Below are 17598 nucleotides of genomic sequence, written 5' to 3' on the forward strand. Positions count from 1 at the left end.
CGCTGTGGATGATTTTTATGGCTCATTCATATTTACAATAATTCGACAGAAAGCCTCTCTTCGTCTACTTGATTTTTTCTGCCATATGCACGATAGTATTCAGGTTCATTCTCGTCAACTTTATATTTTGTAATCCATCTCCTTTTGACAAACAAATCAAGTATTGCTTCGTTAACTGGGCTAATTTCGATTTTTGGTCTTTTTCCAGTAAATAAACTTAGAAAATCTTCTGCTTCAATGATGTTCAATAATTCCATTGCTTCCTCTTTATTCAGATACGGAAGTTGATTTGCATAAAGGCTCCATTTATCCGTTACCATCATCGAGCTAGTCGAGAGAACTTTTATTAATTGCTCATACAGCATTTTTACTTGATTATCTATGAGCCTATCTACATTTTCTATTGTCAATTTATCTACAGAGTTTTTAATTTCCTCAGAATATTCGCTATACTCCTCTACGATATAAGTTAAATCATCTGTATCAAAATTACGTTGTAAAATATGCAAAAGAACAGTATCTGAAAATTTCTCATTCCTAATTGATATAACATCTGTTGTCTTCTCAAGTAAATCCACTTTGTATTTATCAGAAATCGAGGTAGAACGCAATAAATGAATAAGCTCATCGAACACAAATAACTCTCCATCTATCATATCAACATATTCCTTGATATTCTTAACCGCAAAAGATAACATTTGATCACTGTAGTGTTCCCTAATAAACAACGTGTTTTCCTGAGTGAAAGATATAATCCCTGAATCAATCAGATATTGAATTTTATTATTTTGGACATCTGGAAATTCAAATGAGTTGTACTTAGTATTGCAATTTCTTAGTAACATCCTATATTTCTCATTTTTTAATTCATTGCACTGAACTATTTTAGCTATAAAATCCTCTACTTTCATATAATCATGATTTACAAGGATCTCATTATAATCGAAATCTAGCTCTCCAGTCCCGCCGTTTACAAAATCAACAAGAGTAGTATCAAATTGCCCGGAATAACTGAAATAATAATCCAAGATATTTTCAGTTGAATATTCCATTCTGCCTTCCTTCATTAATTCTTCCCAAAGAGAATCCTCGGTCACATCACTAATTTTAGTCAAGTTTGTCTCAAGGCACTTGATGTAAGCAACTCTCTTTTCAAAATCAATATCAGGATTATTAATCAATTTGAGTGCACTTGTCTCAACGTCAGAAATTGTTCCGTCACAATGTTCTAAAATTATCTCCATATATTGATTAATCTTTTCATTGACATAAGTCAACAACGGTTCTTGTGGTTTGGCATCCAGTATACTGAAATTACTGTGTTTTAAAGCAGTCTCAGATTTTTCATTGTATATTTCTTTTATAATGAGTGATAGCATGTCAAAATTGAGTTCATATAAATGTGATTCGTATACCCCTTTGAAAAGATTTATATTGGAACTCTCAAATGATATTTTCCGAAATTTAGTACCTACTAGACTGAGAACTGTAACAATTCTATCAACATCTGGTTCTGAAATGTCCAGAAACTCAGGATTTTCTGATAGATAATGTGTTATAACCTGATCTTCATTCATAGCGACTATATCTTCATTTTCAGTATAATAAATCGTGTAAATCATATACTGTTTCTTTTGTTCCACATTAAAAACTTCTTCATTCTCTATAGTTGACCAGACGGCTGACCACTGATGATGCAATTCTTTTATAAACTTTGGAGCCATTTCACTCCGTTCTGTAAACTGCCATATAAAATCAAATCTTTTATTATTTTTCAATTGTTTCAGCAATATTCCTAAAAATTCATGCTCTGTTGAAAGTAAGTATTCCAACAAATTGAAATTCAGCGTTTCTTCACAAGAAAAATCAATATCTCTTAACCTTGAAACTACTAGACTTCTATCCTTTAGCTCATATCCAAAATCTTTTGCTTCCTGATCAGAAACACTCCTCAAAAATATTTTGTCTATCCTACTTAAACTGTTCTCATAGAAATATGTTAAATAGTCGGGATAAGTTTCGTCAATATAGCCATTCCTTATCAAATACTTGATGAGCGAAAAATATGGATTCGATTTGACCTCAATAAACTGATGCTTTCTACCAACTTCATCAGTTACTACATTGCTAAAAATATCCTTAATATTTTCCCTCGTAATAACTTCATGTAGTTTCTTGTTTTTTAACTCGTGTTTATCATTTTCTAATGCAGTAATTTGTGCTTGGAATGTTTTCCTTCTATTTTCAGCTCTATCCTCAATCACTTCTTTCCTTGATACATAATCCGGTTTATTTGACAATAATCCTATTTCATGATTTATATTCACCGGTACTGAACTTCTACCATTATAACAAGTAACTGAATTTGGAGTTGCTTTCATAGCTTTAACAAAATCAGTTCTACTGCTAAATTGTCTTTCGTTTTTACCGTTTACATTAAAAGTACCATTACCAATAAGTAGAAAAATTGCATCAAGTTCATCAACATCTTCGAGAAATTCATTATCAATATCATTTATTCTTGATGTTATGTGCTGAATCTGAGAATCAATTTTCGAAATCTCTTTTTTTATAAATTCATCTTTATCAGAAAAAAGACTATAAACAAATCCCCTGCTTAACTGTAATTCACTAAAATCACGTGGAAATAAATTCTTCAGTGTGATCAAGGCAAGCAGCTTATTTGCATTTAATTCCGTAGATTGTATTCGTTCATGATATATCACAAACTCGTTGTATATATTTTTTAAAATCCTCATATCATCAATATATAGGGACAAACCTTGTAAAAAACTTTCATCAAATTTTTCCAGTATCCTACCATTCTTAAAATGTTCAATAAACTGATCGTATGAATTTGATCCATCAATGACTGGAACAATAGGCAAAATAAAATCGAAAAATTTAGTTCTGTCCTTTGTTGTAAAAATATCATCTCGTAACAAATAGAAAAACCTGATACAATTTTCCGATTTCTTATTCAATAAATAGTTAATCTCTCTAAGCTTTTCAAAAATTTTATTGCTGTTAAATCTGTCAACATCTTCAAAAACAATAGCATCCACTTTGGCATTTTGAAAAACATATAAAACTTCGTTCAAATATTTGTCAAAATAAGATTCATCCGTTTTCTCAAATATTTCAATCTCATTTCCATGAAAACTCACTTTTCTAAGCAAGTTCCTTTCTTTCTGCATTTTCACGAATGTAAAGATCCAGTACATCAGTATCATAAAACCTGAAAATCCTGCGATACTCATCAATTCTTCTTTTAAGGTAATGTTTAAAAGCGATTGAAAGCCTGATTTTGGCAGTGCGTTGACATATAGATTCCACTCATCGTGACCCAGCAAATAGAATATTATAGTTAGAAACAGCATAATGAGGGCAGTATTAATAATCATGGATGCCTTAGAAGGTTTTCTTTTGATTTTAAAATGCGTTTGAGGAATATTCTTTGAGTCAATTTGGTGAATCAATTGATTTAATATTTTCCCCTCAAGAACGGACTCGTCATAATCTTCATTTTCCTCATTCTTATCAACCATTTCGAAATGTGCAAGAGAAATATGAATAAATTTCTTTTTCTCATTTAAGCTTTTGTAAGTTTCAAGAACACTACTTTTCCCAGCACTATATGGTCCAGTTATTGCAATGTTTCTCAAATCATTTTCATTGAAAACAAAATTTAATGCCTCGCTATATATGTTTATGTCACCATCATTTACTGGGGTTAGCTTTTGAAATCTATAATTCTTTTCTTCATTTTCCATCACTCTCAAATCCACCTCATTTCTAAATATGATTTTCTTAAGCTCATTTATATTCAGTATAATCTTCATAAAAAGTTACCGCTGGATTGTTAACTAAATTACATAATCTAACAATCTCTTGCTCTTTGATTATATCACAATGAATATTGGTACTTTCAAATTTTTGGATAAAATCCCTACATTCCTTCAGTAAGTCAGGTTCAATTCCTTCTCTATATTTATTCCACAGCATAATGTAGAATTGACGTTCAATTACTTCACCACTAGTTGCAAAATTACTGATCTCCATAATTTCATATCTTAGAAGTTCTTTTTGCTTCTGATCTGTAGTCTCTGATAAAAGATTTTGATACTCATTCACCAGGGGTGTAATATCAACAGGTCTTGATACTGCTAGAAACTTAAAAGGCTTCTGGACACTAGATAATTCAGCTGTTAATATCTTTGATATCTGTTCTTTTTCACTGTCTGAAAATAGATCTATACTAATGGGATGAATCTTAATGTATGCGATAATTTGACCATCTCTTGTGTATAAGAAGCTTTCACGAATATCTTTCACATTCACAAACTCCTGAGCAGTCTTCTGATTCTGACTGATTAGTTCATTTTTCAGTTGTTTAGGTCTCTTTAAAAAGAAAAAGGCTATTGCTCCCGCAATAGCACACACTAGAATCATTATAATTGGAAATACTGGATTCATATTCAAACTCCTCACTTTAATTGATTAACACTGCTGGCCTTCTAAAATATTGAAAACCGACACGCTCTGCGGTTGATATAGAAACATTGTTGGCACCTGATGAACAGTGAATGACCATGATTTGTCCTTCCTCATTTCTGCCAATAACAATGCCTATGTGATTGACTTTTCTTGTTCCGGGTGTTGCAAGAAAAGCAAGATCACCTGCCATTGCCGCATTAGCTGGAATACTTGTTGACACATTCCACTGCGCTGTTGTGCCATGGCCCATAGTTGACTCAATAGAATCAGCAGGTAATCCAGCATTAGCAAAAGTCCAAGTCACAAAGCCTGAGCAATCCAAGCCAAATGGACGTACTGTTCCAGTTGATGAGCTTCCTGGCGCTGTAACTTCCATATCTTTACCCCAACGATTATCCCATCCCATTGAAAGGCTTTTCCCTCCCCAAAAGTAATGGACTTTTCCAACTAAGCTTTTAGCAGCTTCAACAACTTTTTCATTTTCTATGACCATGCCCTCAGGAATATGACTTTTAATTTCGTCAATTTCTGCTCTTGTTAGAAACGTTTTTATATCGCTTGATACCATCATTATCCCATAACCGCTTTGCCGCATTTCAGTTATCATCCGATTCTGAACATCATCAAATCCATATACCGCACCAATTTCTTCAGCAGTTAAGCAATCAATGGTAATAATTTTAGTGGTTGTCGTAACTGTTTTAGTTTTAGTGACAGGTTCTCCACAATCATCAGTTGTTGTGAAATCCACTTTTTTTGATGATGTTTCATATGAGATGGTCATTAGATTCATATCTTGATAAACTTGTTTAAGTTTATTGACCTGGTCTTCAGATAAAATTGCAATCTGCACCGCACCCTTTTTTGTCACATTGTATTTCACTGCATACGCAATCAATACATCTTCTGTATTATCAATAAGCGTCCCATCTTCACTTCCTACAACGATGGTCTGAATATGATCAACAGACGCATCAGCTTGTTCTTGCTCAATGCGATATCTAAAAGCTCTTTTCATTTCATTCAATTCGCTGACAACGGATATCGTTTCTTCTTGACCATCAAGTACCGAAAAATAGATGGCAAAAGGAGATGATAAAACTAAAAGAATAATAATAAATGGAATAAGGCAGGCGATCAAAATGATTCGCCTGCCCTTTTCATCTGATAAAACGGTTGTAGCCATTTTTGCCGCCGCTTTCAATGTTGCCGGATCTATTGCCATATAAACTACTCACCCCTTTGAGGCCCGATGTGCCAGTCCATATACAAATCTCCATCAATGGTCACATCATCCATTAAATTAATTCTAAGCATTCCGTCCGGTGTCCACATATCGATCACTTCTGAATAGACAGCGTACCTTCCATTTGGAAACCAAAGTGGTGTGAAATGAGTTCTACTATTAAACGTTGAGAATTTATTTTCCTTGAAAGCAAATTTACTTAAACTCATTGCATCCAATAACCTCCAGTAGGTATTATAATCAAACTCTGGAAAATAACTAATCACGTTTTGAGCATTTGTAACGTGCGAATTTGGTGCATTGGTTGTTGGAAATGTTGATACATTGACATTAACGCCATAACCAGATTTCATTGTGTCTCCATCAGCGGTTGGCGAATTTTCGTCCGGTTCTAAGGTCATCGTACCAGTAAGACTAGCATGATAATTTGTATAGTCATATTCCCAATGACCTTCATCAACCCAATGTCCATTATCAACCCACTTCCCTCGATCTACCCAATGATGTCCTGTAACGCCCCAGTGTCTATTTTCTCCTGAACCCTTCCACCCATGTTCAGTGACTCTATGCCAGTCTGACTCCCATTCCCATTTGGGATGCCATACCCAATTAGGAATCCAGCTACAATCATATATGCCCCAGTTTGCGGTGGTTTTTTCTGCTTTAACCGGAGGACTTTGTAGAGTAAAATGTTCGTTTCGATCATCAGCTTTCGGATTGGGAGGCTCACTCAAACTTAGATCTACAACTTTACCGATGAAAGATGCATTTCGACTTGTTCCATCAATTTTAGCTGCACTGTTTCCACTAATATTTACTTGGATAGTTACATCACCAGGTACACTGGGAGTATGCCATTTCAACCATACAAGTTCCGAACCACCATTTGGAATAACGACTTCTGTACTCTTGGAATAACCGTTTGCACTTATAGTAACAGTGGCTGTATTCTTAACAGGATTGTTGTAAGCAGCTTCGCTTTCATGACGGTTATCCGGTGTTATATCATCACTTGCATAAATTCTTACCGATGTAACGACATCGGTATCAACACGATATTCATAGTCATATTCAGTGTCGTTTTCAATAGCATTGATGGCATTCGATTTTAACAAGCGCATTCCCCAACCACCACCTGCGATAATGCGATCTAACTCCCAATACACATTATCAGGGAGTGCCGATGTTACCGGATAGCCAAACCAACTTTCTTCCAAGAAAATGGAATTTGGCAAATCAGAATGGGTCATTCCAGATATATACTGTCCATCAGCTCCACCCCTAAAATTAAAATACCCTAGCTTTTGGGCTAAGGCATATTCTGTGGCAGTAAAGGCTAATGTAGTTGTACGGTCCTTTAGATATGAAATGATTACGGGTTCATATACAATTGACCATGGCACTTTGTTTTGATATTGACCATCTATTTTGATAGGGAGAATTTCTTCAGCAGGATAACTCTTTCTTTCTCCACCAATGGTAAATGTGATGCTTTCGACCAAACCTTCTCGAGTAGTCCCTTTTTGATTTGCAAAAGCATCAATAAAATAGTTCAATGTGGCGGTATCGCCAAAGTAGGACTTCACAGAACCAATATTACCACCATTTGTAATTGGTATTGGCGGAGGATTATCTACTAAAACCATAGGACTGCTGTTTGGTACTAATGCACTTCCACTTTGATAATTGACTTTGTTTTCAACACCATAGAAAACTCCTGCAGATACTGAAAAATTAGATGGTTTAACATATAGAGGTCTATTGCCAATCATCGTCCAATCTGAGCTTATGTTTGAATTCTTATCCGCTTTATCTGTCAGCCCGACATACACAGATACTTTGTACATATATTCACTGCCACGGTAGAAACCTTTCTCATCTAGTGCACTGTTAGTATTACCTGAACCTGTGTCCGCATTATCATCGGCATATGCAGGTAACATAGTAACAAACATTGCTAAAGCAAGGAATATCACTAGCAAATTTTTAGTTTTTTTCATCAGTTTCATCCCTCCATAAAAAAAACAGCCCCTCATTATAAGAGACTGCCTAAGTTATTATATTCAATTAAAATTTATCGCCTGTACCAGGAACAAAATCACTTAAGTCTGATCCATCGATTTCTACAGGCTTCCCTGCATTTTCCGGATTAGCAAAAGGATTTTCTGACGGTGAAACCAGATTGCTTTCGCTTTCTTTTATTGACTCTGTTTCTGTTGTTTCTTGGGATTCATTGACCACAAAAACTTCCTCAGATTCAATTACTAAATCTTCTTCTTCGTACTCTGGCACATTATTCATGTCTTCCAAGTCATCATTGGTTTCCGGCATGTCCTTTGGCGCTTCCAGCTTTGGTTTTTCAGGTGGTTCAGGCATCGGCTCATCAATAGAAACGACGGTGTTATCATCATCTTTTACTTTTGTCTCAGTGTCCTGAATTTTAGGTACTGCAACAACACCCTCAGGTTCAATCACTTCTTCAATCGCCTCTACAACAGGAGCTTTATCTTGATTATCAGATAGTATATTGTCTTTTGTAACGTTCTCTGTATTCAACTTCGAGAAAATCAAAGCACCAAATATCAATGCAGCTATGGTTAAAGATGTACCTGTAAGCAATGCAACTTGTTTTGAATTCCATTTTTTCATATTCCATGACCTCCTTGGGTTTCATTCATAATCAACTTAACTTCTTCTAATTTTTCTTTCAGCATATCAACTTCAATCTGAAGAATATTTTTACCTTCTACAGTTAATTGATATGTCTTCTTGTTTCTCTCTTGACTGCTTCCATCAATCTGTTCTATAAGCATGTTTTCCAATAGCTTTTTAAGTGTTGGATACATGGTTCCAGTTCTTACTTCAAGTCTACCTTTTGTTATATTTAAGATCTCTCTCGTTAGTTCATAGCCACTCATTGGCTCTTTAGATAATGCCAACAAGATATAAAAACTTGGTTCATTTAGATTTATAGATTTTTCATTTTTCAAGTTAACCAACTCCAATAACGATATGTATAATTTATACATGTTTTATATATACATATTATCATTAGGAATTCTATTTGTCTATATATCGCTTGATTTTTAAAACTTAGGACTGTATCCAGCATTGACTTTAAGGCGAATCTTCATTGGTGGTAGGTGTTCCCACCCAAAGGATAAAGGCACTAACAGTGTTACCCAGGCTTCTGATTCAAATCTATTGTCATTATCTCTTGTCGCAAAAGGTGCATTGTTAATCTGAACATCCAAATCGTATAAACGATATTCTAAATATCCACCTGAATATTTAGTTCCATTAATTAATCCTAGTTTATTACTCAATTTCATGAATACCGCACCAGAATCAACGCGTTCTTCCCAACTCCCTGTTTCATTACGTTGATAACCACCTGAATACCCTTCTCTTAACCCATTATAAACTTCATCATAGTTTTCAGTGGCTATAGCGATAACCGAGGATTGCAAAGCATCTCGAACGCCACTTGCTATCATCTGTAATCTAAAATATTCGCTAATCACTGTGAAAAGAAGTATCAGACACAATGCAACGACTATGGCATATAACGCCGCATTGCCTTGTTTGTTTTTTAGGATTTTTATCACTTGTGATATACCTCCGATCTTCCTGTTGCTTTTGCGGTCAAGGTAATGGGGAAGGAACCAAATTCAAAAAATCCAATGTCTACGGGTAAGGTTAGAATCACGCTAAACTCTTCGTTGAGGTCAATATTCCCTGATGCAGACCAACTCACTGTTGGATCAACCCCAAGATTTGCTCTGAGTTCATTTTTCTTAGCCGTGGTTTCTGAGCCAATGCACCCTTCAATTTCAGCTACACGTGCAAGCTCATTTGCAAATGTATTTAGATCATTCTTTACCATAAAAACAGGATAGACCTTAACTGCCATAGCAATAACCATCATGGCTACAAGAACGACAACCACCACATCAATATAACCTTCGCCTTTTTTTGACTTCCAAATTTCTCGCATTCCACCACCACCTAAAATAATTTTCCAAGGGTTTCGATTATTTCAACAAACATCACCGATAAATACATCATTAAAAAGCAAAAGAGCATCGCAAAAGAGTATTTTCTAATCTTTGCAGGTCTTTTCATGGCAATTGTTTTTAAGCGTTGTAATTCCAGCTGTTTCAAATCATGAGCTAGCATTTGAAAGTAAACCACACCATCATCACCTCTTAATACGCCAATAAGTCCACGTATCATTTCTGAGATTGATGAACTATTTAATCGTGCTTCCATTCTTGTAAGAGCTGATTCATAACTTCCTGATTTCATATCTGCCACTGTAATTTCAAGTTCGGTTTTAAAACTAACGCCTGCGTTTTTCTTGTAGATTTCTAAGATATTCAGTACATTTCGATTAGCTTTTAACTCCTGTGATAGTGTTGAAACAAACCTTGGTAATTCAAATTCAATCTCTTCCCTTCTTTGTCTTACTGCTTCATCAGCACTTCGTATTTCCTTAAAATAGACAGCTACTGCTAAAAACAACACGATCGGAAATATCATTGGAAAAATAAATAAAGCAGGGATTATAAGAATCAGCATCATCCCTGCCTTTAACCACGCTCTTACAACAAATGTTTCTGGTGATAGCTTGATATTCGCTGACTTTAAAGTTGCTGTCAGTTTTCTTTTGCTATAGTCTGTAAGACGGACTAGTTTTGATAGTCGAATCGACCATTCATTAACGAGCACCTCAAAATTTTTTGACTTTTTTCTTTCTCTTTTATCTATGACATGAACAGCTTTAATCGTTCTTCCTGAAGGCAAGTTCAATGTGTCCTTCAAAATCAGATACACACCTACAGAAAAGAATATGGAAAACAACAATAATATCTGAATCATCTTATCCCCCTCTTTCTATCTTTTGTATTCCACAGGTTTTGATAATTTCACAACGGCTGCCAATGATATGAATATGACAATACTGCAAATCGCCAGTACAAATTTTCCGATGCCCGTGAACATCAGGGTATGATACCAATTTTTGTTGAGCATATACATGAGCGGTATGTTACCCACTAACAATATAGCCATGGTTACAAATTCCTTAACGGGTTCATAAAGCAGATAATCAAGCTCTGCTGAAACCATTCTCATATCGGATAGTTTAGACACGATTGGGGTTAATGTGATTTTGAGGTTCTTATCTTCTTGGCAATCAATCAGGGCATCCAGCCATTCATGAAATACTGCACTTTCTATCTTAGGTTTTAAGCTTTCAAGAGCCAATTTTATATTGGCATTTATGAATTTAGTTTGTGTTAGAAAAGCATAAAACACGTTCTGAACGGGTGGATTGATGTAATTTACATTTTCTTCAATGGCTGTAATTATGCTCTCACTTCTTAGGTATGATGTAGTAATAACTGACAAAGCTGTTTCAAGTTCACCATTTAGTCCTTTTTTCCATTTTGACGCTATGAATTGAACATACCAAAAAGGAAGGAGTGAAAAACCAATCGCTAGTACCGGCACTAGGAACATATTACTCAAAGTGATAGCCATAAAAAAGCCGACGGTCATAAATACCAGAGATAATATGACAATCAGCATAAACAAATTTTCCTTATTGGTCATTTTTAATATGTGTTTGGTTTCATCAATGAGCTTTTTAAGCCCTCGGCTCTTTTTCTTGCTTGTCAGTGTTTTAATTTTTTCATTTAATGGCAGTTCTTTTGTAATGCTCTTATTAAAAACATCTGATGCCATTTCAAATGGCGAAAGGTCCAGTATTACAAAGAAACCCACAGCCATTATGATGAAAGCAATAAATAATAAACTATTCATGATTTCCACCTCCTCTAAACCGTTCTAAAAGGTTACTTGGCATACCGTTTTCCAGAAGTCGCTTTTCAAGTGATGGTGATATATCATTGATCTTTTCATACTTTCCAACGATCTTAAGTTTGCCATCACTAAAAGCATTATCAGTTACATTAAATTTATACAAGGTTCTAATCTCCCGTGATCCATCTTCCATGATTTCGCATTCAGTAATTTCCATGATATGCCTAGAATTATCTTCTAACTTTTTTGAAAAAGCAATGATAGGAAATGCTTCCGTAACCAGATTATAAAGGGTTCTTTCATCCATATCATAACGTTGTTTACAAAGGGTAACCATTCGATAGTAAGTGGCAATACATGAGCTGGCGTGAATGGTAGTTGTTACACCATGACCTGTTCTAGCCGACTCTTGTGCAAAAAAGGCTTCTTCCGATTTCATCTCTGCAACACAAATATAATCAGGATTCACCGTAAGTCCGGTTTCAAGGAGTTTGACCATGGTAATATTCTGTTTAGGATCATCGCTGTGACGTGTTACAGTGTGTATAACATTGTTGATAACTTCACCTTTTTCATTTTTCTTCACCAAGTTAAATTCTCTTGTGCCATTTTCAATGGTATACAATCTCTTGCCATCTGGTAGTGTAGAAAGTATCCAACTCATGAGTGTCGTCTTCCCACTTGATGTTGCGCCTGTTATGCATAGACTTTCACCATATCGGTGTGCCAATGACAGAAAGTCTAGCATTTCCTCACTTGCTGTATTCTGTTTGATGAAATCCTCTTTAACCAGTTTCTTTGGATTGACAATACGAATCGATACTGCAACACCAATCGCTGGATCAATAACACCTTGTCCTAAAACAGTGATTCTAATGCGTTCCGACAAATGTCCCACTACAATAGGCTGTGATTGGTCAAGAATCATACCGCTTTTATGAAGCAGTCTCCTTATAACGTCAATCGCATGTCCAGGTGAATTAAAGGTTTCTGCGATTGGCAGAATCTCACCACTTGAATAAGTGACCTTAATATCATTCCATGCGTTGATATTGATTTCTTCAATGTCACTGCGAAACAAGTACTTAGTTAGGAATGAGTATTCAGCCATTTCGGAATATAGGGTTTCTACTAAATCATCCAGGCTTAACCCCTCAACTGCTAAGGAATAGTCCATCAAATATTTTGTGATATAGGACTTCATCTGTTCTCTTTGATTTTCACTGTCATGGGATATTAAAATTGCATACTTCCCCGATATATATTCCTGTACCTCATGAAGAATATCAGAAAAATCCCGGATATTCTTTGCTGATTCTAAAAATGATCCGCTCATTTATGCATCACCTCTTTTTTGAAAAAGCCAATTTTTCTTAAATTCTTTTTAAGTGGGTTCTTTTCCTTATTCTCATACACTTCTTCACTAAAGAACAATGCGTCCATAAGGTTTTGAAGCTGTGTATTGTATCCCTCACTCTTTTTATCTGTTAGTGGTTCAAAAAGTCTCGCTTCAAGCATTTGTCGTTGAAGTTCCTCACAGTGGTCGAGTTCCTTTTGAATACCACCAAAACGATTCCCGACACTGTCTTTAGGCATTTCTGATTTTACATCCGATAATACCTTGATATGATTGGCCACATTGTATTTTTTCTCCCCTAATAATGGAAGCGAAGCATCGTAGAAACTAATGGCCTTTAAATCTGGCGAAATCAAGCGAATAACCTGATCTGATAGTTCAAGTGCTCCCCTTGATAAAAGATCATGATGAAACTGGCTGCTGCAATCCACAATAATATGATCCGCAAGATGTTTGAGTAGAATGAAAAAATCAAGCACCCTCTCTTTTCCATAATCTGCGTAGGTTCTAATGTTCTCTCCATGCAGATAACTTAATATACTTAGGTTCTTTGTGTTTGGAACCGGTATGCACTTTTTCAAGATGCTTTCTTGTGAAATTTGGATAGAAGACAACAATGCCCCTAGTGATTGATCTTTTGTCTCTGTAAAAGGAAGCACTGTATGAATCGCTGGCACATAGGAATCTGCCATCACCAATATGACACTTTTATTTTTTTTAATAAGCTCGTTTGCCATCTTGATGCTGAAGGTCGTTTTACCACTATCAGGGTTTCCCCACACGGCAATAATTTTATTATTCTTCATCACTTACCCCCAACTTTCCATCAACGTCCTGATCGCTCTCCATCGTTCTATCTTGATGAATGGCATCCGCACCAATAATCTCTGTTTGGGCTTCTTCACTTTCAGATAAAATCAATCTCTGCTCATCCAAGAACTTATCCGCATTTTCTTTTGTACCACGATACACAAAGATCACATGAATTTTGCCCTTTGCCTCCATTTCGGCAAGGCGCATCGCTTGTTCATTTGTCACCTTTAGGGTTATTGTGGATGGCAATTCCTTGTCTTTTTCAATGGCTTCTTGATCGATCTCATATTCATCCGTATCAAGACCAGTGCCAGCTGTTACCGCTAAAACTTCTACATATTGAAGGTCTACGGGACTTACTGTTTCTCGCATATCACCAAAATCAGAAGCCATGAGGGTTACAATATCACCTTGTTCTAGCTTTCCTGATAAACCAGCTGCAAAGCTTTTAATACTGACCGATATCGCACGCTCACTGCCGTCAAATTCAGACAAATACTCATAATTTTCAAGGGGCTTATTAGAAATTTTAGAATTCAAAATATAATCACCCGCATGTAATTCTGTTAAGGCATATTTTCCTATGATATTCTCATCTTGTCGCAGAACAGAATCTGGCAAATTGTAGCCACCAATTTCAACTGTTTCTACCACTTTCTTTGTGATAAGTTCTCCCTTTTGTATATTTTCTGTGACTCTTACAACTGAAACTTTCTCTGAAATTGCCCGATTGAATAGCGGTGTCAAACCAAAGCAAATAATAAGAGACAGCACAATACTGGCTATCCCTAGAACAGTTCTATTTCTTAATATTTTTTTCATTACTGATATTCCTCCATATCTTCTTTGTTATTTAACTATGAAATGAGCTATCAAGCAGCCTGCTCCAAGATATGGAGCTAGTGGGATGCTTTTATTCAGCATTTTTCCAAAAATCACCCGACAAACAAAATGACCGATAATTGCCAGTACCAAACCCAATATGCTTGCCACACAACCTGCTTGTAAGCCTAAGTAAAAGCCACAAGCACCCATGAGCTTGACATCACCACCACCGATGCTGTTTTCTTTGAGAAATGCCATCATTAAATAAGGGAACGGAACGATCAACAGCCCAGTGAGTGAATCCATCAAGTCAATTCCAATAAACGCAATCATTATAACGAGCACATGAATCCAGTCTGGAATTGTCCTTGTCTTAAAATCAATGAAACCTGCAACAACAAGAACAGCACCAAATAGAACAATCTTGATCGTCGAAACAGATTCACTAAAAGCGATTATTAATGAAATCATACACATAAGTAAGCCGATCAGAATAACTTTTTTAGATTTCCATTTCTTCATCCAACACCTCGCCTATGATTGTTTTCATAGAATCTTGCGACTGCTCATTTCTATCTTCAATCAATGTTTTTTCTGGCATTGCCATATAATTCTGTATAAATTGTAACTTTATTTGGGGTTCTGCTTCATATAGCTTGTCAATCAACTTTCGGGCTGTTAATGCATACAGACTAGCTTCATATACCTTGTATTCTTGTGAAGCATAATCAATCGTATAGGACTCTAGCGCTTCATGCATACTTCCAATAACTTTGTACGTACAGTCTCCGAATGCAGCGATTTCGAGATAGTTCTTTAACTCATGACCATCTGATTCTTCAAACCATCCCATCGTATCCTCAACAATAAACTCTTTATACACATCTAGTTTTAAGATTTCTTGACTGGCTCTATAGATGCACCATCCTTCAGGGTCCATGAATTCAAGTTGTTTAAACCGGACTTGATCATCGTATCCCAACGTCCCACGTATCGCTTCATCAAGCATTTTGTCTACACGCTCAGATATTGTCTGTTTTTGTTCATGTAGCTCCCATTTTGTTGCTTCAACCAAGTAAGCCTCTTCTTGCAGTTCTTGTACCATTTCACTTAATTTGCTATTCCTATTTTTGAGTTCTGAGATTTCCAGCAACTTGATATTGATTTCATCTGATAAATCATCTATAAGCCTCGGATTATTAAAAACCATCATCAGGGCTTCCAATGACTTTTTAACCTTTTCTATCATCTTATCCATAGGTTCATCTCCATTCATCCTGATATTTGTATGGATAGAATTTCTGTGATCGAGCGAACCGAATCATAAATCCAACCTGATCTACAACGGAGATGTTAGAACGATCTTTGGTGAGCATCATGACACTCCCTGCAATGGCTACAAGAATCGTTACAACGCTAACTACTGTATTCTTAGAAATCAGATAGTACAGGACATCAAGAATACCAACGATTATGGTTGTCATAATCGTTTTAAACAGTTCTTCTTTGCCAAAGCCATCAAATATCTCAACCCTGGTTTTAAGTCCTTGTGGAATATACAACGGATTTTTTCTTCTTTCTTCCATACACACCTCCATCACATGTAGTAACTCATGACTAGATCTTTAATCTGCCAGATACTCTCTGCCAAAACATAAAAAACGACTGCGTTTTTCATCTTCTTTTTATAGCTAGCACTTTGTTCTTCATCAATGCCTAGATGAATAAAGCAGAAAACCACTCTTAAAACTGCGCCTACACGAATCAACAGGATAAAGGCATCCGCCATTTCTTTTAATAGCTCCACGGCTTCACCCTCCTTCTATTTTTTAAATACCGCTTTTCCCATTTGATAGATTCGAGCAGTTGAATAAATGCGGTTCATCATGCCGCCACCGTTTCCACCAGAAACAATTAGGAATTCTTGTAGGAACTTCGGCGTCCTTAAGGCTAATAAAAGAGCTGCCAATCCCCAAAACACATGGGCATTGAGCATTAACGCTACGCCTAGCTTTGCCAAAACAATCTGCACTAAAACAGCGATTGTACTTTGAAAAAACTTTTGAATGTAGGTTCTGAACACGCCATTGTCCTGATCCATTAAGCCAACACAGGCAAGTGGTAATCCGATTCGAAGAATCAATATTTCCAGTCCCCGTGTCAGGAACTGGACATAAAGCATAAAGAAGCAGATAAAAAAGATGATGGAAACAATGCCTGTAAATATCCCCGCACTTGTAATCCCTGTAATAATGGAACTAAAATCCGTTGCCATGTCATCAGAAACCGTGGTAATTAATTCGTTGCTCAGATCTTCAACTACTTCAGCTAACCAGCCATATAAGGTCGGAAAACTAACAGCAATAGCAAGAGACTTGAAGAATCCTGTCAGTAGCAAAAGAGGGTCAATCTCAGCATCCCCTTCCGTCCATAAAATATATCGCTCAAAGCCTTTTTTTAGAAATTTTAAGACAATAAGAGAAACTCCAAACGAAAAGAAAATATCAAATATGCTGCTTATGCCACTGGTTCCAAGGAGTGTATCCATATAGTCTTCTGCATGAAGGGCAATGGGAACAAGTCCATCAAGAAGGGTATTCACATATGCCAGACAACCCGATAATATCGCTCCTATCAGCAGCATGATGACGTATTCCATTAATGTGCACCTCCCTCGCGATAAAGTATAAAGGGGCTAAAAGCCCCTCCTACCATCACATAATTCGTATAATAACGATTAGTTCACCGTCACACCACCACTATAGTTGAACATATCTTCAATTCTCTCTTGTAAAGTTGGCAGGATCACATCGCCAAAAAGTGCATACAAACCTGCCAATAGCAAAGCGCCAATAACAATTGAAATCAAAATTTTTACTGCTTTTCTGTACTTTTTCCGATTAACACTATAATGCTCAAGCCACCTAATCCTTGTTGCCAAACCTCTGTTTTTCATTGAAATAATCATACTTACACCTCTTTCTTTTTATTAAAAAAACACGACTATAGTTTTCTATAATCGTGTCAATTTTTT

Annotated in this window: 19 protein-coding genes; all 19 read right to left on the reverse strand. The window is 36.0% G+C overall.

Annotated elements, in window-relative coordinates; genetic code table 11:
- Window positions 1-32: 32 nt before the first annotated feature.
- The 19 genes from ISU02_RS04070 to ISU02_RS04160 all read right to left on the reverse strand — a co-directional run bounded on the left by ISU02_RS04070 (window position 33) and on the right by ISU02_RS04160 (window position 17532).
- Entirely contained in the window at window positions 33-3773 is a 3741-nt protein-coding gene (locus tag ISU02_RS04070; RefSeq protein WP_323985012.1) for a YobI family P-loop NTPase, read from the reverse strand.
- Window positions 3774-3816: 43 nt separating this feature from the next.
- Window positions 3817-4476, reverse strand: a complete 660-nt coding sequence (locus tag ISU02_RS04075) for a hypothetical protein (protein ID WP_194700512.1) — start codon at window positions 4474-4476, stop codon at window positions 3817-3819.
- 16 nt (window positions 4477-4492) lie between these two features.
- A complete protein-coding gene (locus tag ISU02_RS04080; protein WP_194700513.1) occupies window positions 4493-5722 on the reverse strand; it encodes a C40 family peptidase in 1230 nt (409 codons plus the stop codon).
- 5 nt (window positions 5723-5727) lie between these two features.
- Window positions 5728-7743: a hypothetical protein gene (locus ISU02_RS04085; protein WP_194700514.1), complete on the reverse strand. Its 2016-nt coding sequence runs from the start codon at window positions 7741-7743 to the stop codon at window positions 5728-5730.
- Between the two features lie 67 nt (window positions 7744-7810).
- Entirely contained in the window at window positions 7811-8392 is a 582-nt protein-coding gene (locus ISU02_RS04090; protein ID WP_194700515.1) for a hypothetical protein, read from the reverse strand.
- On the reverse strand, window positions 8389-8733 hold the full coding sequence (locus ISU02_RS04095) for a PadR family transcriptional regulator (protein ID WP_194700516.1): 345 nt from the start codon (window positions 8731-8733) through the stop codon (window positions 8389-8391). Before ISU02_RS04095 ends, ISU02_RS04090 begins: the two co-directional genes overlap by 4 nt.
- A 96-nt stretch (window positions 8734-8829) precedes the next feature.
- Complete coding sequence (locus ISU02_RS04100) at window positions 8830-9351, reverse strand: hypothetical protein (RefSeq protein WP_207736178.1); 522 nt, start codon at window positions 9349-9351, stop codon at window positions 8830-8832.
- Window positions 9348-9740 carry a DUF4320 family protein gene (locus ISU02_RS04105; RefSeq protein WP_194700517.1) on the reverse strand — a complete coding sequence of 131 codons (393 nt, stop codon included), beginning with the start codon at window positions 9738-9740 and terminating at the stop codon, window positions 9348-9350. Before ISU02_RS04105 ends, ISU02_RS04100 begins: the two co-directional genes overlap by 4 nt.
- A gap of 11 nt (window positions 9741-9751) precedes the next feature.
- Window positions 9752-10624, reverse strand: coding sequence for a secretion protein F (locus tag ISU02_RS04110; protein ID WP_194700518.1), 873 nt, complete (start codon window positions 10622-10624; stop codon window positions 9752-9754).
- Between the two features lie 15 nt (window positions 10625-10639).
- On the reverse strand, window positions 10640-11569 hold the full coding sequence (locus tag ISU02_RS04115; RefSeq protein WP_194700519.1) for a type II secretion system F family protein: 930 nt from the start codon (window positions 11567-11569) through the stop codon (window positions 10640-10642).
- Entirely contained in the window at window positions 11562-12905 is a 1344-nt protein-coding gene (locus ISU02_RS04120) for a CpaF/VirB11 family protein (protein ID WP_194700520.1), read from the reverse strand. Before ISU02_RS04120 ends, ISU02_RS04115 begins: the two co-directional genes overlap by 8 nt.
- Window positions 12902-13732 carry an AAA family ATPase gene (locus ISU02_RS04125; RefSeq protein WP_194700521.1) on the reverse strand — a complete coding sequence of 277 codons (831 nt, stop codon included), beginning with the start codon at window positions 13730-13732 and terminating at the stop codon, window positions 12902-12904. The genes ISU02_RS04120 and ISU02_RS04125 overlap by 4 nt, the downstream gene beginning before the upstream one ends.
- On the reverse strand, window positions 13722-14561 hold the full coding sequence (gene cpaB, locus ISU02_RS04130) for a Flp pilus assembly protein CpaB (RefSeq protein ID WP_194700522.1): 840 nt from the start codon (window positions 14559-14561) through the stop codon (window positions 13722-13724). Before cpaB ends, ISU02_RS04125 begins: the two co-directional genes overlap by 11 nt.
- A gap of 27 nt (window positions 14562-14588) precedes the next feature.
- Window positions 14589-15086, reverse strand: coding sequence for a prepilin peptidase (locus ISU02_RS04135; protein WP_194700523.1), 498 nt, complete (start codon window positions 15084-15086; stop codon window positions 14589-14591).
- The gene (locus ISU02_RS04140) at window positions 15067-15822 is read right to left on the reverse strand and encodes a hypothetical protein (RefSeq protein WP_194700524.1); all 756 of its coding nucleotides are present in this window, start codon (window positions 15820-15822) and stop codon (window positions 15067-15069) included. Before ISU02_RS04140 ends, ISU02_RS04135 begins: the two co-directional genes overlap by 20 nt.
- 4 nt (window positions 15823-15826) lie before the next feature.
- On the reverse strand, window positions 15827-16150 hold the full coding sequence (locus ISU02_RS04145; RefSeq protein ID WP_194700525.1) for a hypothetical protein: 324 nt from the start codon (window positions 16148-16150) through the stop codon (window positions 15827-15829).
- A gap of 11 nt (window positions 16151-16161) precedes the next feature.
- Window positions 16162-16371 (reverse strand): mercury transporter, encoded by a 210-nt coding sequence (locus tag ISU02_RS04150; RefSeq protein WP_194700526.1) that lies wholly within the window; start codon window positions 16369-16371, stop codon window positions 16162-16164.
- 15 nt (window positions 16372-16386) lie between these two features.
- The gene (locus ISU02_RS04155) at window positions 16387-17223 is read right to left on the reverse strand and encodes a conjugal transfer protein TrbL family protein (RefSeq protein ID WP_194700527.1); all 837 of its coding nucleotides are present in this window, start codon (window positions 17221-17223) and stop codon (window positions 16387-16389) included.
- 78 nt (window positions 17224-17301) lie between these two features.
- Window positions 17302-17532 (reverse strand): DUF6133 family protein, encoded by a 231-nt coding sequence (locus ISU02_RS04160; RefSeq protein ID WP_228727715.1) that lies wholly within the window; start codon window positions 17530-17532, stop codon window positions 17302-17304.
- Between the last annotated feature and the right edge of the window lie 66 nt (window positions 17533-17598).

Source organism: Fusibacter ferrireducens (assembly GCF_015352425.1).
Taxonomy (GTDB): domain Bacteria; phylum Bacillota; class Clostridia; order Peptostreptococcales; family Acidaminobacteraceae; genus Fusibacter_A; species Fusibacter_A ferrireducens.